Source organism: Lentisalinibacter salinarum (assembly GCF_040706555.1).
Taxonomy (GTDB): Bacteria; Pseudomonadota; Gammaproteobacteria; order Steroidobacterales; family Woeseiaceae; genus Lentisalinibacter; species Lentisalinibacter salinarum.
The window spans coordinates 1129058-1147361 of record NZ_JAPDRH010000002.1 but is presented as its reverse complement, the minus strand read 5'-3'; the positions used below and the strand labels follow the sequence as shown (position 1 = coordinate 1147361).

Sequence of the window (18304 nt, the reverse complement as noted above, 5' to 3'; positions counted from 1 at the left end):
GTCGTTATCGGTTCCTGCGATTCTCTATCAGTTCGTCGACCACCGCCGGGTCTGCCAGCGTCGACGTGTCGCCCAGCGTACCGTAGTCATTCTCGGCGACCTTGCGCAGGATGCGGCGCATGATCTTGCCCGAACGCGTCTTCGGCAGGCTCGGCGCCCACTGCAGCAGATCCGGTGTGGCGATCGGTCCGATTTCCTTCCGTACCCACTGACGCAGCGCCGCCCCCAGCTCGTCGCTCGGCTCGATGCCTTCCATCAGCGTGACGTAAGCGTAGATGCCCTGGCCCTTGATGTCATGGGGATAGCCGACCACGGCCGCCTCGGCGACCGCCTCGTGAGCGACGAGTGCGCTCTCGATCTCGGCCGTCCCCATGCGGTGGCCCGAGACGTTCAGCACGTCGTCCACGCGCCCGGTTATCCAGTAGTAGCCGTCCTCGTCACGCCGGGCGCCGTCGCCGGTGAAGTAGCGTCCCGGGAAGGTGCTGAAATACGTATCGATGAAACGCTGGTGGTCGCCGTACACCGTGCGCATCTGCCCCGGCCAGCTGTCGAGGATGACCAGGTTGCCGGAAGCGGCCCCGTCCAGTATCGCGCCTTCGCCGTCCACGAGCGCCGGGCGTATGCCGAACAGCGGCCGTGTGGCGGAACCGGGCTTCAGCGGCGTCGCGCCGGGCAGCGGGCTGATCAGTATGCCGCCCGTCTCGGTCTGCCACCAGGTATCGACTATGGGGCAGCGGCCGTCGCCCACGACCTCGTAATACCACTCCCAGGCTTCCGGGTTGATCGGCTCGCCCACCGACCCCAGTAGTCTCAGCGACTCCCTGGAGGTCTTCCTGACGGGTTCGTCGCCCTCGCGCATGAGGGCGCGGATGGCCGTGGGCGCCGTATAGCAGATGTTCACGTCGTGCTTGTCACAGACCTCCCAGAGACGGCTTGCGTCGGGGTAATTCGGGACGCCCTCGAACATCAGGGTGATGGCGCCATTGGCGAGCGGCCCGTAGACGATATAGCTGTGGCCCGTCACCCAGCCGACGTCGGCCGTGCACCAGTAGACGTCACCCGGTTCGTAGTTGAATACGTACCGGAACGTGAACGCCGCGTAGACGAGGTAGCCGCCCGTGGTGTGCAGCGCGCCCTTGGGCTGGCCGGTCGAGCCCGACGTGTAGAGGATGAACAGGGGGTCCTCGGCGTTCATCGGCTCCGGTGCGCAGTCCGCGTCCACCGTCTCCTCCGCATCGTGCAGCCAGACGTCGCGGCCGTCGGTCCAGTCCACCTCGGCGCCGGTATTGCGCACGACCAGCACCTTCTCCAGCGTCGTCACGCCGTCGCGGTCGGCTGCCGCGTCCACGTTCGCCTTCAGCGGCACCCTGCGTCCACCCCGCCGTCCCTCGTCGGCGGTCACGACGACGTTGGATTCGCAGTCGATGATGCGTCCCGCCAGTGCATCCGGAGAGAATCCGCCGAACACGACCGAGTGGACGGCGCCGATGCGCGCGCACGCCAGCATGGCGATCGCAGCCTCCGGGATCATCGGCATGTAAATGGTGACCCGGTCACCCTTGCTCACACCGATGGATTTCAGGACGTTTGCGAATCGGCAGACCCTTGCGTGGAGCTCGCCGTAGGTGATGGTCGCGTCGACGGCGGGATCGTCGCCTTCCCAGATGATGGCGGGTTGGTCGCGCCGGTCGGCGAGGTGGCGGTCGAGGCAGTTGTAGCAGGCGTTGAGCTCACCGTCCTCGAACCAGCGGATGTGCAGATCCGCCGCGTCGTAGGAGACGTCCTTCACGACCGTGAACGGCTTCGACCAGTCCACGATCGATGCGTGCTCCCGCCAGAAGCCTTCGTTGTCCTCGACGGAGCGGCGATACATTTCGCGATACTGCTCTTCGTCGACGAAACCGTGCTTCCGGTAGTAGGCGTTGACCGGATGAACCTCGCTCATGACAACCTCCGCTCATTGATGCGCCGACGACGTGGTTTGCGTCGCACATTCGGCTATTCTGCGGCGTGCCGTGATGCAAGGCATTAGACATTGGTCTAGCCGGTCACCGGCTGCCGTCACCCGGGGTCCGGCCGGATATGCGGGCCGGCTTCCGGGCTCTTCATTGCCGGGCGATTGCCGCGCGATCGTGGCAGAATCGGTGCATGAACGAGATCCCGGAGATACAGGCGTTCCTGTCGGGTCTGCCCGGCTTCGATCAGCTGGACGAGACGCATTTGTTGCAGGCGGCCCGGGCCGTCTCCGTGGCCTACTATCGGCGCGGCCAGGATATTCTCGAGATCGGCACCATGAACGACGAGCTACACGTCGTGCGCAGCGGTGCGGTCGAACTCCGGGATCAGAACGACGATCTCGTCACCCGGCTCGCCGAGGGGGAGAGTTTCGGTTTCCCCTCGCTTATGAACAACGCCCCGACGCGCAATCACTCGGTTGCCATTGAAGATACGCTGATCTATCACCTGGCCGGTAATGCGTTCGCGGCGCTGCGACGCGGGAATCCGGACTTCGATACCTGGTTCATCCGTGCTTTGTCCGACCGGCTGACCACGCGACCCGGCGCCGGTCCGGTGCGCGGCACCGAGACGCGGACCGTGCGCCAGCTCGTCGGCCGCCGGCCGGTTACGATCTCCGCCGATGCGACCATCCGCGAGACGGCACGGAAAATGGTCGAAGAGCGGGTATCGGCCATGCTCATCACCGAACAGGGCAGCATGACGGGGATCGTCACCGATCGCGATTTCCGCACCCGGGTGGTCGCCGAGGACCATGCTCCGGACCGTCCCGTAGCGGAGATCATGACCCGATCGCCGATTTCGCTGGACGCCGACGCGCACCCCTACGAGGCGGCGCTCGTGATGATGCAGAACGTCATCCACCATCTGCCGATTACCGACGACGACGAGCTGATCGGTATGGTGGCCCGCAGCGATTTCATGCGTCTCGAGACCGAGCATCCGCTCTACCTCGTCGGCGACATCGGGCGGCAACACACGGTCGACGGGCTGGTCGAGGTCTGTTCCCGGCTGCCGGGCCTGATCGCCGGACAGGTCCAGGGGGACGTCGCGGCCGAGCAGCTTGGGAAGTTCATCACGGCGATCACGGACAGCGTGACGCGGCAGCTGATCAGTATGGTCCGCGACGAACTCGGTCCGCCGCCCTGCCGGTATGCGTGGATCGCGCTCGGCTCCCAGGCGCGGCACGAGCAGTCGGCGCGCAGCGACCAGGACAATGCGCTCGTGCTGGAGGACGGTGCGGACAGCCGCGCGGAGGCCTATTTCGAACGGCTCGCGGAGTTCGTCAATGCAGGGCTCGATCGCTGCGGCTGGGTCTACTGCCCGGGAGAGGTCATGGCGAGCAATCCCTCGTGGCGGATCACGGTGAGCCGCTGGAAGGAGCAATTCCGCCAGTGGATCACCGTGCCGGAGGAGAAGGCTCTCATGCATGCCAATATCTTCTTCGACCTTCGCACGGTGGATGGCGATGCCGAACTCGTAGAGCCGATCAGGGAGAGCATCAGGGAAGCGGCGAAGAAGAACGAACTGTTTCTCGCGCTGATGGCGAAGAACGCCATGAACTTCCAGCCGCCGCTCGGTTTCTTCCGTCAGTTTGTGCTGGAGAAGTCGGGCGAGCACAAGAACACGCTGAATCTGAAGCTGCACGGCATCATACCCATCGTGGAAACCGCGCGTATCCGCAGTCTCGCCGCGGGACGTATGCGTGTGAGTACGCGCAACCGCCTGCAGGCGGCGGCCGACCAGGGGGAGCTGAGTCAGTCGGATGCCGAGAGTCTGATCGACGCCCTCGACCTCATCGAAGAGCTCCGGCTCGAGCATCAGAGCAGGCAGATGAGCCGCGGCGAGGAGCCGGACAATTACCTCTCGCCGTCGGAGCTCTCGCCGCTGGCGCGCCAGAACCTGAAGGCGGCGTTCTCCCAGATTCGTACCAGTCAGGCCGCGCTCCTGAACCGATTCCACCTGGCATGAGGCGTCTGGCGCTGAGGCTGCAGCGCTGGCGGGCCGCGAGACGGGCGGAAGACACGGCCTACAAGCGGCTTTTGCGTTCGCCGATACCACGCACCGCCGCAACCTTCGCCGAGACGGAGTTTGCGTGCCTGGACATCGAGACCACGGGGGTGGACGCCCGCAGCGCCGAGATGCTGAGTATCGGCTGGGTGGTGATCCGTCGTGGCCGGGTCGAGATGGCCACCGCGCAATCGGCCATCGTTCGCCCGCCCGGCGAGGTGGGCGAGAGCGCCGCCGTACACGGCCTCACCGACACGCTGTGCGAGGCCGGTGAGGACGCCCGCCACGTCATGGAGCGTCTGCTCCGGGTTCTGCGCCGGCGGGTGCTCGTCGTGCATTACGCCGGTCTCGACAAGGCATTGCTGGATCGGATATGCCGACGACACTTCGGCGGTCCGCTGCTCGTGCCGGTGGTCGACACGCTGGCGCTGGAGCGCAGGGTGCACAGCCGACGGCATCACCTGGACGAGAAACAGTCGCTCCGTCTCGGTGATCTCAGAAGGGCCTACTCGCTGCCTCAATACGCACAGCACGATGCACTGGGCGACGCCATCGCCACGGCGGAACTGCTGCTGGCGATGGTGGCGGAGCGCGGCGGGCGCGCGAGCATCAGGCTGCGGGATCTGCTCTGTTGATCGGAGCCGCCGCGGCTGTCGGAGTGACGGCGGGCGCCCGCGGTGTGCCGGCGCCCGCCGTTCTGGTCGGCGCTGTCAGATCAGAAGCTGAACGCCTGCAGGTTCAGCCAGATCTCGTCTTGGTCGACGCCGTTGTCGGAATCGACGTTGGCGTACGAGAGCTTCACGTTGCCACCGTGACCGCGGAAGAAATATCCGATGCCGATCATGGTCTTGTCGACGTCATCGAGCGCTGCCGAGTCGAAGTCCCGGCTGGTGTACTGGACGAACGGCAGGAGCTTCATGGAAGAGAAGTAGAAGCCGGCTTCCACCATGATGTTGTCCTGCTCGGGCAGTGACGGCAGGAAGTCGTCGCCGTCAATGTTGCTCAGGCTCGCCTGTAACGTGAAGGCGTTTCCGCCACCCACCGGCTGATCCCAGAAAGCGTCGAAGCTCGTCGTCTGGTAATCCTCCTGGGTATCATAGCTCACGCCGAACGACAGCAGCCGCTTCGTGCCCAGGGTGGTGCCGGTGTAGAACAGCCCCTTCTGGGCGCCGTACACGTTGTACATCAGGCGACCGAGGAACCTGAGCGAATTGCTCGAATCCGCGCCCCGGTTACCCTGCAGTATGGATGCCCGGTACTCCAGGTGATCGTCGAAGACGTAACCGCGTGCCCTGACGCCGTAATCGCGGCCGACTTTCGTGTCGAGCGCACCGGCCCAGACGAAGCTCGTCGAACCGTAATCGGTCGCCATAAGGGAAACGGCGGACTGGCTCGAGTTGTATGTCACTGCACCCAGCAGCTGACCGAAGTCGAGCATGAACGCGTCGCTGTTCGGTTTGTAGGTGACGACGAAGTCCTGCATGAAGAAGTCGTCGCTGTCGCCCTTGCCGAGGTTCGGTGTGTCGGTCTCGAAGAAGAACGACCACTGATCGTTGATCTTGCCGCCTGCGAGCAGGCGCAGCCGCCGGAAAAACAGATCTTTCTGGCTGTTGCCGACGTCTGGATCGATGAATTCTCCGCGCATCTGCGCCAGAAAACCGAACTTGATGCTGCTGTTGCCGTCTTCCGACTCGATTTTCCATTCGGCCTGGGCGGGCTGGACCGCTCCCAGGAAAATCGTCATGGACAGAGCGGCGGCGAAAGCGCCGATGCGATGATTCTTTGTACCCATGCCAGTCTCCTGTGTTTTCCGGCAGCAGCGGCAACGGCTTTCACCTCTGTCGCGGCTACCTGGTTTGCGGCGCGCTGAGACGAGGGCCGTACCAGAGCCTTCGTCTCCCCCTCAAAAACACCGCGCGCCGCGCGTCGCACATGCCCGTCCCCATACCATTCCGGTACAGTCGGGAAACATGCAGCCGCCAATATAGAAAGGTTGAATCGGCGGCACAACAGGACTTTGGTATACGTGCTAACTACCTGTAAATAAGGTATTTAACTGATAGCAATCCGTTGCGGCCAGGCGACAAGCGGGATTGCCCCGCCTCAGGGGCGACGATTTACTGCCGTAATTGGAATCATTCGCATTTCCGTCGTCGGAAATCGTCAGATTACGGAATCTGCTCTCGTGCCGGGGTGTCCGTCCGGGGATGGCCGTGCTGCGCGGGCGGGCCGTCTCCCCGGCTGCCGCGCCGGAGCGGATACCGGTGCCGAATCCAGAGGACCGACGTCGCGAGGAGGAGAGCTCCCATTGCCCCCGCGGCGCCCAGGAAGTAGACGTCGGTATAGACCACGGCCGGGCGCTAGCGCGGTGCCGCCAACGGATGCGGCGCGTGATCGGGAGCTGCGTGGCTCGGGTACCCAGGGTCGGCGGCTGCGGATTTCGGGGGAGAGAATCCGCAGCACGCCGGACCCGGGATTTTCGCTGAGCGATGGATCATGGGGGTGCAGGGCCGGGTCTCCGGCCTAGCGCGCCGTCGTGTCGGTGATGCGCAGCCATCTGACTCTGGCGCGGCTGTCGACAACGCATTCGCCCTTCCAGAGGACAGGGCCGCCCGCCTTGCCGGTGACTTCGAGCGTGTAGCGGTAATTCCGCGCCCCGGCCGGTGACCGGAAGAGTTCGCTGGTGAAGTCCTCATCGGTGCCGTGACGGCCGGCGATCTCGTAGGCCGGCGGCGCGCCCTGCAGCTCGCCGATGCCCTCGATCAGCCTGGCGGTACAGGCCTCGACCGCGTCTCGTTCCGTTGCACCGGCGTTCGCCAGCCCGGCCCCAGCGGCCGTTAAAGCGACCGCCAGCACGGCTCTCGGCAACATACGATTCATCGGGCAGCTCCTTCACGACGGTTGTTCCAGGGACGCGAGTCAGGCTATGGCGCTGCAGCGGCGGCGACAAACGGTCAATTCTCGTCGGCGGACGAATCCTGCTCACTCGTCCGTGTAGAAGTTGTCCAGCAGCCAGGTCTTCAGGTTCTGCACCTCCTGACGGGCGCTCTCTTCCGGTCTGAGGACGAGGAAGAAGCTGTCGCCAGTGTCGAATTCCTCCTCGAAGACACGGGTCAGGCCGCCGGAGTCGAACCAGGCCTTGCCGAGAGGCCAGGACACCAGCGCGATGCCGAGTCCCTTCTCGGCGGCGCGGGCGATGGCCGACATGGAGTCCAGGCGGATCAGCTTGCCCGGACGGATCCGGGGGACGCCGACCGAGTCGCTCCAGCGGTCCCACGCGTTGCGTCTGCCTTCGTGCACGATCAGTGTCTGTCCGTCGAGCTGGTCGGCTGACCGCAGGCCGATCTCGGCGAGCAGTGACGGTGCGCACGCCACGACGAAGCGGTGGGCGAACAGGCGGTGCGCCTCCAGACCCTGCCACTGGCCGTTCCCCACCAGGATCGAGATGTCCGCCTCCGCCGGGTGTACGTCCATGCTGCTGGGCTGGGTCACGATGCGGATATCCGTGGCGGGATGCTGTTCCTGGTAGGAGGCGATCGCGGGCAGCAGCGCTTCGCTGGCGAAGAACGGCGGCAGCGAGAGCCGCAGGATGTCGCGACCGTAGCGGTCACGGAGCTGATCGGTCTCCGATTCCAGCCGCGCGAACAGCGTGTCGAGCGTGGAGAAGTACGCTTGCCCGGCGTCCGTGAGCTCCAGCGACCGGGTCCTGCGGTTGAACAGCGTCACGCCGAGCCGGCTCTCGAGCGCGCGGACCTGATGGCTGACAGCCGAGGGAGTCACGAACAACTCTTCGGCAGCATTCTTGAAGCTGAGATGGCGAGCTGCCAGCTGAAAGGTTCGCAGGTGATTCAGGGACGGCAAGCGCATGATCTGTCGTGCACGCGAAAGCGACGCCCTCTCGCCCGGGTCGACCGTGGGCAGGGCAACGAAAAACTTAAGCAAGAAATATGCCAGGCACGCGGCCCGACCAATCGCTTGTTCGACGGACCTGCAGGCTCGAGTTCCGCCTGCAGGTGGTGCAATGCAACAACCGAATGCACCGCAGCGGTGCCGAACTCACGCCGGGCGTTTGCCGCCACGCCCTTCTGCCGCCGAATGCCGAGGCCTGCGCGCGCCCCGGCGACCTCGTCGATGCTCAGTGGCCGGCTACGGCATGAATGGTCGCGAGTTGCAGCTCGAACGGTCCGTCGTGCTTGTCGTAGATCATCAGGCCCATGCCGGCAATGGCGCTCATGTCGAGCGGCGGTCCGGCCAGCTCGGTGCCGCGGAATCTCGGCACGAAACGCGAAAACGGCACGTCGACGGTATGCCAGTCGCCCGCAACCGTATCGAAGTCGGCCCAGTAGGCGACCGGCCGGCCGTAATGGCGGGCGTCCGTCGTCAGGCGCCACGTGTAGCGGCGACCGTCCCCCCTCACGCGAAGGCGGATCGCGTCATACCGAGACAGGTCCAGCTGCAGCGGCCCGGTGCGGATCGAGCTGAAACCGCCGCCCCGGGTATTGGTGCTACCCGAGAAGCGCAGCTCCCCCGGCTGCAGCTCGAACCCGCCCTCGCTGCGTCCGCCCATGACGTTGTCGTTCACGACGTACCAGCCCAGATCGGCACTCGCACGGGTGAAGTCCGTCACCAGCCGGCCCTGCCGGGCCGTGTCTTCGCCGTCGGACGGTGTCCCCGCAGCCGTCATCAGCACGAGTCCGAGCAAGAGGGCACGCCCGATCACCGGCCAGGGGCGCGCGAACGCGTTACGAGCCGGGTCATGCCCGAGCCGAGTGCCGGTAACCCGGTACGGTGGAGAGCCGTGTTCATTCGTGCAGTTTGCGGGGACTGGTCTGCCGCGGCAACCGGGGAATCGCGTCGGCTATACTGCGGCCGTTCCGCGCCTGCGGCGGCGCCGGGAGTCGTTTCATGGTCAATCGTAATCTCTCCGAATGGAAGCTTCGCCGCGACGTGCCGGCCGCCCACGGTACCGGTGCGTTGTGACGACTGCGAACGCCCGACGTGGCGAAGTCTTCTTCCCGGTGATGGGTCTCGTGCTCCTCGCGCTGGTGATAGCCGGCTTCGTGCCGCCCGCGCTTTCGCGCCCGGGCGGGCCGGCTGCCATGCCGGTCCTGCTGCATGTTCACGGCGCCATATTCGCCGGCTGGTTCGTGCTGTTCATCGCCCAGGCGCGGCTGATCGGTGCCGGCAACCCGCGGCTGCACCGGCGCATCGGGGCGGCGAGTCTCATCCTCGCGCTGGCCATCGTCGTGCTCGGGTTCGCCGTCATCGGCGGTGCCTACGCCCGCCCGGACTGGAGCATCGCCGGCCTGCCGCCGGCGGCATCGGTGATGTTCCCGTTCACCGATATCGTGAATTTCACGGCCGCGTTCGCGCTCGCCTTCGTCAATCGACACAACGCCGCTGCGCACAAGCGATTCATGTTGCTTGCGGGGATACTGATCATGGATCCGGCCGTCGCGCGGCTGGTCGCCACGGCCGGGCTTCCCGCCCCGATGATTCTCGTGATCGAGCTGGCGCTGCTGGCGGCGTTGATCGTCTACGACATCCGCACGCGCCGTCGGACGCACTGGGCGACTCTCGCCGGCGTCGCGCTCTTCGCGGCCGCGATGCTTGCGAAGCTCGTCATTGCGGGCTCCGCAGGTTGGGCGACATTCGTGGAAGGGCTGTTCGGCTGATCGTACGCCGCGCCCTCACGCTCGGGGGTCTCGCCGGGCAGCCGCTCTCCGCGCATACAGTCGCAGACCCCAGATCAGAAGCCCGGCGGCACACAGCAGGAGCCCGCTGAATCGTCCCATGGTCTCGTCGCCGAACAGGTGAAACATCAGGCCGCCGCCGGCGAGATAGAGCAGCGGAAGCAGGCGATACAGCCACGCGGGCAACCATAGACTCTGCATCGGCGCGTCCTATTCCATCGACCAGGTGAACGTTAGCTCCGACCCGCGTCCGCCGCCGCGAGTCACTTCACGGTTCCGGACCCTCGGTTGCCGGGCGGGGGTCAGCGAGACGAGGCGGTCAGTGCCAGCACCAGTAGGGAGCTGGCCGCCACCCATGAGCCCAGGATCCTCAGCCCGATGCGCTGCCAGGGCTTCTTGCTGAAGAAATCCGCGATTCCGCAGGCGTAGATCAGCCAGAGGTTGAGGCCGACGCCGGTGCCGACCAGCGCCACTATCCGCTCCCGGCCCTCCAGCGCCTCGGGCGTGGAGTCGAGCCCGAGGAAGAGGCCCGCGAAGGCGCCCGCGGCCGGATAGAGCGGCAGCGGCGCCCTGCGGCCGACGGCAATCAGCAGCCCGATGGCCATCGTGCCGGCCAGCAGTAACGCCCGGACGGTATCGGGAGCCATGGGGGATCCGGCCAGGGCCAGTCCCGCCGCGGCGGCCAGGAGGAAGGCGGGCAGGGCGAGCCGGTTCTCCCGCGGCCCCCGCTGCCCGAGGAACAGGCCGGTGGCGAGTATGAGCAGTACGTGGGCCGGCACCAGCAGCGGATGCAGCACGCCATTATAGAACTCGTTCATCCCCTCGACGGGGCTGTGGGCATGGGCCGTGGCCGGCAGGACGCCCAGAGCCGCTGCGAGGAGCAGGGCCGCCTTCGGTATCACAGCACGCCGGTCAGGAAGCCCACCCCCGCGAGCGCGATCGCTCCGCCGCCGGCCCGTATGGCGACGCGGCCGGCGCGCCAGCGCGCGGCGAGGCCGAGGGCGATGCCGGAGAGATGCAGCAGGCCGGTCGAGATGACGAAGCCGGCGCTGTAGGCCAGCGGGCCGGCCGCGTGCGGCAGCTCGGTGCCGTGGGCATGGCCGTGGAATACGGCGAAGACGCCGACGATGGCGGCGGCGGCCCACAGCGGCGGCCGCGCGGCCAGGGCGACCATGGCGCCCAGGACGAGAGCCGATGCCGCGATACCCGCTTCCACGGCGGGCAAGGGCATGCCCGCCACGCCCGCCGCGCCGCCGACGGCCATCACCAGTGGGAATACCACCGGCAGCAGCCAGATGGCCGGCACGCCCAGGAACGCGCCCCACAGGCCGACGGCGATCATGGCGACGACGTGATCCCAGCCGAACAGCGGATGCAGAAGACCGCTGACGAAGCCGCCGGCGAAGCCTTCCGCTTCGTGGGCCAGGGCCGCGTCGGCGAGCAGCAGCAGAAACAGCGTGGCGATGATGGTTCGTATCAGGGTCATGGTCCGGTCTCCCTCCTCCTGCCCGGGTGTGCGCGCCGAGGCGTCGTGACCGCTATTCCGGCGCCCTGTCGAAGAACTGGACGACAGCGCCGTCCGGCGTCTTCACGTCGAACAGACGCACGGCGCCCCAGGGTTCCAGCGCTAGTTTCCGGATCGGCGCGGCGATCGTCCATCCTCGGGCCTCGATCGTCGCCAGCGCTGAGTCGACGTCCTCCACCGGAAAGCGCACGGCCAGGATGCCGAGGTTGGGCGCATGGCAGCGGTCGGCGTAATCCCGGCCGTCCAGCCCCATGATCTCGATCATCTCGATGCGGCCGAATTCGCCCGGCGTGGGAAAGACTATCGCGGCCCGGTAGGGGATCTTCGTCGTCAGGTTCACCGGGATGCCCAGCGGCATCGGCGTGGGTTCATCGGCGACGTAGGGCGGGCCGTTGAAGAAGGTGGCGAAGCCGAGAACCTCCGTGAAGAAGCGGTATGCGGCGTCCCGGTCGTGCACCATCTGCATCACGTTGAAGGGCCCGGTCATGCGCTCGAACTCGGGGATGGCCCCGGGCAGGGGCGGCGCCAGGCGCTCGTACCCCTGCACCTGGACCCCGTCCGGACCCCGGTAGATGACCACGTTCAGTTTCGACGCGCCCCACTCGAGATAGGTGATCGGGGTTTCCGTCCACCAGCCGAGGCGTATGGCATCCGCGTAGACGGCCTCCATGTCCTTCATGCGGACCATGAGGCTGAAGTAGCAGCCGGTGTCCCAGGCGCGGGACCCCGGGCGCATCGGCACCCTCGGCCCGGCGTTGTCGAAGCGCACCAGCCGGACGAGGCCGCTGTCGTAGCCCGGCGGGCCGATGAGCAGTGCCTCCCCGGTCGCCGTCTCCGGCAGACCCCAGGCGGCGATGGCGCCTTCGCCGAGGGCCCCGCGCCATTTCGCCTCGTAGCCGCCGATCTCCAGGAAGAAGCGGGCGGTGCGGTCGAGGTCGGTGACGCTGACCACGGCCTCCCGCCAGTCCGAGGTGGTGACCGGTGAAACGGCGCCCTCGCTGCTGTTGCCGTTACCGTTATTGTTACGGCTATCGCCAGCGGCGGCCGCAGTCGTCGCCGCCAGCCAGAGCGCGAGTGCGGCGCGGAGCGCGGCGCGTCTCCCCATGAAGTTCGTCCTCCTGCTGCGATGTCGTCAGCGCGCCGGCGGGCTGTGGTCGCCGAGCACCCGGATCGGCTCCCCGACCAAGCCCTGCACCCAGAGCATCTGCACCACCACGATCACCACGATGGCGAGCGGCGTGGCCAGCAGCACCCCGAACAGGCCGTAGAACAACCCCAGCGCGAACTGTGCCAGCAAGAGTACCGCAGGTGGCAGCGAGACGGCGCGCCGCTGGATCAGTGGCGTGAGGAAATCGCCCTCGATGAACTGCACGGCCACGTAGACCACCGTGACCCACAGCGCAATGGGCAGGGACTCGGTCAGGGCGATCAACAGCGCGGGAACGATGGAGGCGATGGGGCCGATGTAGGGGACGAAGGAGAACAGCCCGGCGATGACGCCGACAGCACCGTCAGCGCTGTTAGCAGCACAGTCCCGAACACGGTCATCCACCGCGCGGGTTGTGTTGCGCCGCCGGTCATCCGGCCGTCAGCGCCGCCGCCGTCCCGGCCGCCTCTCCTCGTCGTCGTCCTTGCTGCCTAAACGCTCCCGTAGCGCCGGCGCCACGCCCAGTGCGACACCCGCCACAAGGGCGGCGATCACCACATCGGTGGAGCGCACGCCGCGCCGGCTGAGATTCTCGCCGAGGCTGCGCCCCATGCGGGACGCGAGTTCCACCGGAGAGGGCTCGTCCGGTCGGGCATGCGGCTGTCCGGCATGGGGGCCGTCGGGCCGGCGCAGCGGCCGCCGCGCGTAGCTGTTCGCGACCAGTCCCGCGATCAGGGCCAGGACCAGCAGGGTGCCGGCGGTGACCAGCGCCGCCGCCCAGGCGGGCATGGCGACACGCAATGCCAGGTAGCCTGACGTGACGGCGAAGCCGATCGCGGCCAGCACGATCACGGCGCAGACCGCCAGCAGCACGGCGGCCACCGCCTGGTGCTGCCACCAGCTCTGGAAGCGCTCCGCGATGCGGGCGGCCAGCCTCTGGAGTCCTTCCACGAGGGCGCCGCTCAGTGTCTGCGGTCCAGGATCAGCCCCATGACGAAGCCGGTGCCGAAAGCGGTGAGGATGCTCGTCAAAGGGCGCTCCTCCACCTCCTTCTCGATGGCGCCGTAAGCGTCCGTGGCCCGCTTGCGGGCCTCGTCGCGGGCGTGCTTTGCCCGTTCGGCCGCCTCCTCGTAGAGGTGCTGGCCCTCGCTGACGCCGGCTTCCTTCATGGTCTTGACCAGCGCTGCCATGTCCTTGCGCAGGTCGGCCATGTCCGAACGTAGCTGGTCCAGTTCCTTGTCGAAGTCGGTGTTCGTGTTTGCCATTGTTCTCTGCCTCTTCGGTTCCTTCCGCATTCCGCTTTCCGTGGCCGGCGTCGAGGCTGCCGGGTGCGTTCGTCGTCCCGGCAGCTGCGCCAGCCCGTACTCACACCCGACTTCATTCTATGCCCGTCCGCGGGGGGCGGGTATTGCGAAAACTCAATAGGGCGCAGGGGGTCGACCGCAATCGGTTGCTTCCGCGGGCGGGTGGCCGTAGGCTCCCCGGCACCATGCCGGCCGACCCCACCGCCTCGCGATTCGTCGACTCGGCCCGCGGCGTTCTGCCGGGGCTGGCCATCGCCGTCACGGTTGCCATGGCGGCCGAGTTCATCGCCGAGCACTACGGCGGGCCGGTCATGCTGCTCGCGCTGCTGCTCGGGATCGCGTTCAACTTCCTCTCGGAGCCGGGAACGCGGACGGCCGCGGGCATCGAGTTTTCGTCGAAGCGCGTGCTCAGGATCGGCGTGGCACTGCTGGGGCTGCGCATCACCTTCGACGACATCGCGGCGCTGGGCACGCTGCCGCTGGTACTGGTGGTCGCCGGCGTGGCCGGCACCGTCGGCATCGGCCTCGTCCTGGCGATGCTGCTGCGCATGCCCAGGTCCTTCGGCATGCTGACCGCGGGCGCGACGGCCATCTGCGGGGCTTCGGCGGCGCTCGCCATCTCCGCCGTGCTGCCGAAGCATGCCCGGCTGGAACGGGACACCGTGTTCACGGTGGTCGCAGTCACGGGCCTCAGTACCATCGCGATGATCGTCTATCCGATCGTCGTCTCCTACTTCGCCATGGACGACACCTCGGCCGGCATCTTCCTGGGCGGCACCATCCACGATGTGGCCCAGGTGGTGGGGGCGGGCTATATGGTGTCCCAAGAGGCGGGCGACGTGGCCACCTTCACCAAGCTGCTGCGGGTCTCCATGCTGGTGCCGGTGGTGTTCCTGATCCTGGCGGCGACCCACCGCCGTTCCGGGAGCGCCGGCGGCACGCTGCGCTCCACCCTGCCGGTGTTCCTGATCGTGTTCGTGGTGCTGGTGGTCGTCGGCAGTTACGGGCTGGTGCCGGAGAGCGCGCGGGACTGGCTCATCGGACTCTCCCGGGGCTGCCTGGTCACCGCCATTGCGGCGCTGGGTATGAAGACCTCGCTGAAGGACCTCGCCGCCGTGGGCCCGAAGGCCATCGGCCTCGTGGTCGCCGAGACGCTGTGCCTGGCCGCCTTCTTCCTGATCGTGCTCGCGTGAAGGTGTCCGGCCGGGCGTCGGGGCCGGGCCGTCAGGGCGTGCCGGCGGGCGACGGTTGCGGGCCCGGCCCGGGGGCGGGCCGCGCAGCAGGTTCGGGAATCGGCTCGTCCAGCATCAGGGCGCGCACGTAGCGTCCGGGCGGCGAGCCGAACGACAGCAGCCGGTCGTGGTAACGGCGCAGGCTGAAGTCCTCGCCCTGGCGTGCCTCCACCTCACGGCGCAGGTCGACGTGCTCCTGGTAGCCCACGAAATAGGTGGACAGCTGGGCGGAGGTGAGCCGTGCCCGGGTCCACTTGCCGGCGGCCTCGCTCTCTTCCTGGAAAGCGCCCTCGACCATCAGCCGCATGGCCTCGTCCCGGGTCATGCCGTCCACGTGGATGGCCTGGTCCAGGATGGCGTTGACCACGGCGCGCAGATACCACTTCAGGTTGATGAGGCGCATCAGCGGATCGCCGCCGAGGTAGCCCTCGTCGATCATCAGCCGCTCGGCGTATACGGCCCAGCCCTCGATGAACGGGCCCGACGAGAGCACGGAACGCAGCACGGAGGGGTATTCGTTGGCGTGGGCCAGCTGCAGGTAATGCCCCGGCATGGCCTCATGGATGGTGAGGTCCTGCAGCGAATACAGGTTGTACTCCCGCAGGAACGACTCCACCTGATCCTCGGTCCAGTCCTCCGGCAGGGGCGCCACGGCATAGAAGGTCTTCTGTCCCTTGTCGAGGGGACCCGGCGGATCCAGGTAGGCCACGGCGACGCCGCGCTGGAACTCCGGCATGACGATGATCTCGATGGGCTCCTCGGGAATCCGCACGAGGTTCTTCTCGCGCACGAAAGCGGTGGTCTGCGCGAGCTGACGCTTCACCACCTCGACGATCTCGCCCCGTTCCGGCAGCGCGTCGTAAGCCACCTCCAGGGCGGAGCGGATCACCGCCTGCTTGAAGTGCTCTGTCGGCGCGTCCGGGAACTGGGTGTAGGGGTAGCGCCCGGCGTAGACGGCCTTTGCCACCTCGTACATCTCGCCCCGCACCCGCTGGTATTCTCGCTCTGCCCGTTCGCGGACCTCGGCACGGCCGAGGGGCGAATTGAGGGCGAAGGCGAGCTTGCGCTCGAATAGCTCGCGGCCCAGCCGGAAGTCACCGGCGGCCGCCGGCAGCAGCGCCTCCTCGAGCCAGACCTGGTGTTCCCCGATGGCGGCCCGGGCGGTGTCCACCGCCGCCGCGAGCCGCTGGCGCGCATCGGCGTCAAGCGCATCGGCGGCCGGCAGCACCATGGCGTCGATGACCGTCAGCACGCCCCGGTTCTGGGCGACGGCGGTTTCGGCATGCACCGGCGGGACGCGGGACGGCTCGAGCGTGGCGCGGACCTCTGCCAGGAACCGGGGCATGGCCTCGAGCCGGCGGGTCGCATCCGCCAGACGCTCCTCGAGCGGCGCGAACTCGCGCGCCATGAGGGCATAGATCGCACTGCCCGCGAGTCCGGTGTAGACGAGGGGGTCCCAGGCCCAGTCCCGGAGCTCCTCCAGCCGCCAGATCGCATAGCGGGCCTCGTGCTCCAGCAGGCCGGCATCCACCCGTGCGGCCCGGGAGAGGTCGTCCCGGTCGATGGCGGCCAGTTCCTCCAGCACGCCGCGATAGAATGCGGCCTCCGCGGCACGGGCCTCCGGCGTCAGGCGGTCCAGCTCGCCGTCGAATCGATGATCGCCGAGACGGGTGGCAGTGACCGGCGATAACGCCGGCATCTCATCGAGATAACGGGCGGCCAGAGCCTCGAAACGGGCCTCAGCCATCTCCGCCGTCTCCGCCGAGGTCGCCGGCGCGGGCAGCGCGACGGCAAGCAGGATGGCGAGAACGGAGACCGGCGCCGAGCTCCGTATGGCGGTCGCCGCCGGGCGGCGAGCCGTGCGGCAGGCGGGCATCGGGCTGCGGTCGCCGGGCCCGCTCAGGCCCGGCCGCCGGCGCCGGCGTGCCATTGCTGCTCCGCCGCGGACGCCTGCTCGAGCAGGTTGTCGAACAGGGCCCTGGCGCTCTCCATCGGCACCGGCAGCATGCCGAGGCGGATGGAGGTGACCATGGCCAGTGCCTGCACCACGTCGCCGTTGCTCACCGGGGTGTCGGCGGTCACGTATTCGCTGAGCGTCTCGAGCAGCGCTTCCAGCATATCGCCGACCGCCGCCGGGTCACCGGTCTCCGGATGCAGCGGGAATTCGATGGTCCGTTCCTTGCCGTCGGCGGTCTTCAGGCTGAATGCAAGCGCGTCCATAGTCTCTCCTTCGGCGGGCGTCGGGCGCCCCGTTTGATGCCGGCCTGGCCCCGGCACACTCTCAAAACAAAAAAACCGCTGCAACTCGGCCCGAGCGGCAGCGGTCTTCTTCCTCGCCGGCCCGGCGACGGGTGGGCGAGACGTTCCCGGTTGTGATGTCGCGTGACGACGCTTCGCAAGGACCGGACGACCGGACGATCAGGTGGGCCGATCAGGTTCGCTCGGTGGCCACCAGCTCGTCGATCACTTCCAGCAGCGTGTCGTAGCCGCCGGCTTCCTGACCGCCGGTGCGGTATTTGCCGTTCACCACGATGGCCGGTACGCCGGTGATGCCGTAGCGGCGGTTCAGGTCGGCGGCGCGGCGCAGCTTCTGGTCCACCTCGAACGAGTTCCAGGCCTTGTCGAAGTTCTCCTCGTCCACGCCGAAGCGGGCGAAGAACTCCTTCAGGCGGCCCTCGGTGGCCAGCGTGTTGCCGTTGCCGTGATACTCGGTGAAGAACGCCTTGTGCAGGCCTTCGTGATCCTCGAGCGCGCCGGTCCTGGCCAGCACCTCGGCGGTGTAGAACGCCCGCGCGTGGGTCTGCAGCGTCCGGTTCCAGACGGCCGGGATACGCACGAAGACCACGTCGGCGGGGATGTCGTCCGCCCAGTCCTCGATGATCGGGTCGAACGTGGCGCAGTGGCCGCAGCCGTACCAGAACACCTCGGCAACCTCGATCTTGTCGCCGCCGGTCACGGTCGGCTGGGCGGGCATCAGGCGGGTGTAGTGCCGGCCTTCGGTGAACCGGGTCTCGCTCTGTTCCTTGTTGCCGCCGCTGCCCGCCAGTCGCAGCGCGCGGTCGTCCGCGGGCGCCTCATCGGCGGTCTCGCCGGCGGACTCCAGCACCGGCTGGGCTTCTTCCTGGGCGGCGGATTCGGCCACGGCCGCCTCGGGGGCGGGAGCCGCGTCTTCCGCCGCGGGACGGCTGTCCGCCGTGTCCGGCGCGGGCGCCTCGCTCTCCTGGCCGCAGGCGGCGAGGGCGAGCGTGGCGAGTGTCAGGGGCAGTAGGAGGAGTCTCGGCTTCATGATGTCCCTTCTGTCTCTGGCCATGGTCGTGGGCAATGGTCGTGTCTGTGAGGGTGTCCGTCCGCTGTTCGACCGGCGCGCGACGGTCGAG

General features: G+C 67.6%; 19 protein-coding genes. 4 read left to right on the top strand and 15 right to left on the bottom strand.

Translation table 11 applies throughout. The features are described 5' to 3' along the window. Positions 1-4: 4 nt before the first annotated feature. Positions 5-1945, bottom strand: coding sequence for an acetate--CoA ligase (gene acs, locus ACJMKZ_RS08330; RefSeq protein ID WP_405232726.1), 1941 nt, complete (start codon positions 1943-1945; stop codon positions 5-7). A 203-nt stretch (positions 1946-2148) separates the two neighbouring features. Between acs and ACJMKZ_RS08325 the strand changes: the two genes are divergently transcribed. Both ACJMKZ_RS08325 and ACJMKZ_RS08320 read left to right on the top strand, forming a co-directional pair. Next, the gene (locus ACJMKZ_RS08325) at positions 2149-3987 is read left to right on the top strand and encodes a putative nucleotidyltransferase substrate binding domain-containing protein (RefSeq protein ID WP_405232725.1); all 1839 of its coding nucleotides are present in this window, start codon (positions 2149-2151) and stop codon (positions 3985-3987) included. After that, entirely contained in the window at positions 3984-4661 is a 678-nt protein-coding gene (locus ACJMKZ_RS08320; RefSeq protein WP_405232724.1) for an exonuclease domain-containing protein, read from the top strand. Before ACJMKZ_RS08325 ends, ACJMKZ_RS08320 begins: the two co-directional genes overlap by 4 nt. A gap of 80 nt (positions 4662-4741) precedes the next feature. Here the strand turns inward: ACJMKZ_RS08320 and ACJMKZ_RS08315 are convergent, their stop codons facing one another. From ACJMKZ_RS08315 to ACJMKZ_RS08300, 4 genes are all read right to left on the bottom strand, one after another. Continuing rightward, complete coding sequence (locus ACJMKZ_RS08315; protein WP_405232723.1) at positions 4742-5818, bottom strand: porin; 1077 nt, start codon at positions 5816-5818, stop codon at positions 4742-4744. Between the two features lie 731 nt (positions 5819-6549). After that, positions 6550-6906, bottom strand: coding sequence for a hypothetical protein (locus ACJMKZ_RS08310; RefSeq protein ID WP_405232722.1), 357 nt, complete (start codon positions 6904-6906; stop codon positions 6550-6552). Between the two features lie 102 nt (positions 6907-7008). Beyond that, entirely contained in the window at positions 7009-7893 is an 885-nt protein-coding gene (locus tag ACJMKZ_RS08305) for a LysR substrate-binding domain-containing protein (RefSeq protein WP_405232721.1), read from the bottom strand. 268 nt (positions 7894-8161) lie between these two features. Next, the gene (locus ACJMKZ_RS08300; protein WP_405232720.1) at positions 8162-8728 is read right to left on the bottom strand and encodes a CIA30 family protein; all 567 of its coding nucleotides are present in this window, start codon (positions 8726-8728) and stop codon (positions 8162-8164) included. A gap of 274 nt (positions 8729-9002) precedes the next feature. Between ACJMKZ_RS08300 and ACJMKZ_RS08295 the strand changes: the two genes are divergently transcribed. Beyond that, complete coding sequence (locus ACJMKZ_RS08295) at positions 9003-9701, top strand: hypothetical protein (RefSeq protein ID WP_405232719.1); 699 nt, start codon at positions 9003-9005, stop codon at positions 9699-9701. Between the two features lie 15 nt (positions 9702-9716). On the opposite strand, the gene ACJMKZ_RS08290 is transcribed toward ACJMKZ_RS08295, so the two are convergent. The 7 genes from ACJMKZ_RS08290 to ACJMKZ_RS08260 form a co-directional block, all read right to left on the bottom strand. Beyond that, entirely contained in the window at positions 9717-9920 is a 204-nt protein-coding gene (locus tag ACJMKZ_RS08290) for a hypothetical protein (RefSeq protein ID WP_405232718.1), read from the bottom strand. A 101-nt stretch (positions 9921-10021) separates the two neighbouring features. After that, positions 10022-10621 carry a HupE/UreJ family protein gene (locus ACJMKZ_RS08285; protein WP_405232717.1) on the bottom strand — a complete coding sequence of 200 codons (600 nt, stop codon included), beginning with the start codon at positions 10619-10621 and terminating at the stop codon, positions 10022-10024. Further along, complete coding sequence (locus ACJMKZ_RS08280; protein ID WP_405232716.1) at positions 10618-11205, bottom strand: HupE/UreJ family protein; 588 nt, start codon at positions 11203-11205, stop codon at positions 10618-10620. The genes ACJMKZ_RS08285 and ACJMKZ_RS08280 overlap by 4 nt, the downstream gene beginning before the upstream one ends. Before the next feature lie 52 nt (positions 11206-11257). Beyond that, positions 11258-12349 (bottom strand): VOC family protein, encoded by a 1092-nt coding sequence (locus ACJMKZ_RS08275; protein ID WP_405232715.1) that lies wholly within the window; start codon positions 12347-12349, stop codon positions 11258-11260. A 27-nt stretch (positions 12350-12376) separates the two neighbouring features. Further along, a complete protein-coding gene (locus ACJMKZ_RS08270) occupies positions 12377-12796 on the bottom strand; it encodes an AI-2E family transporter (protein ID WP_405232714.1) in 420 nt (139 codons plus the stop codon). Positions 12797-12832: 36 nt separating this feature from the next. After that, entirely contained in the window at positions 12833-13342 is a 510-nt protein-coding gene (locus ACJMKZ_RS08265; protein ID WP_405232713.1) for a phage holin family protein, read from the bottom strand. An 11-nt stretch (positions 13343-13353) separates the two neighbouring features. After that, positions 13354-13656, bottom strand: a complete 303-nt coding sequence (locus tag ACJMKZ_RS08260) for a DUF883 family protein (protein WP_405232712.1) — start codon at positions 13654-13656, stop codon at positions 13354-13356. Between the two features lie 224 nt (positions 13657-13880). Here ACJMKZ_RS08260 and ACJMKZ_RS08255 point away from each other — a divergent pair, with 224 nt between their 5' ends. After that, entirely contained in the window at positions 13881-14888 is a 1008-nt protein-coding gene (locus ACJMKZ_RS08255) for a YeiH family protein (protein ID WP_405232711.1), read from the top strand. Positions 14889-14919: 31 nt separating this feature from the next. Here ACJMKZ_RS08255 and ACJMKZ_RS08250 read toward each other — a convergent pair whose 3' ends face one another. From ACJMKZ_RS08250 to ACJMKZ_RS08240, 3 genes are all read right to left on the bottom strand, one after another. Continuing rightward, the gene (locus ACJMKZ_RS08250) at positions 14920-16857 is read right to left on the bottom strand and encodes a DUF885 domain-containing protein (RefSeq protein ID WP_405232710.1); all 1938 of its coding nucleotides are present in this window, start codon (positions 16855-16857) and stop codon (positions 14920-14922) included. Further along, on the bottom strand, positions 16827-17147 hold the full coding sequence (locus ACJMKZ_RS08245; protein WP_405232709.1) for a hypothetical protein: 321 nt from the start codon (positions 17145-17147) through the stop codon (positions 16827-16829). Before ACJMKZ_RS08245 ends, ACJMKZ_RS08250 begins: the two co-directional genes overlap by 31 nt. A 211-nt stretch (positions 17148-17358) precedes the next feature. Beyond that, positions 17359-18213: a thiol:disulfide interchange protein DsbA/DsbL gene (locus ACJMKZ_RS08240; protein ID WP_405232708.1), complete on the bottom strand. Its 855-nt coding sequence runs from the start codon at positions 18211-18213 to the stop codon at positions 17359-17361. Positions 18214-18304 lie beyond the last annotated feature (91 nt).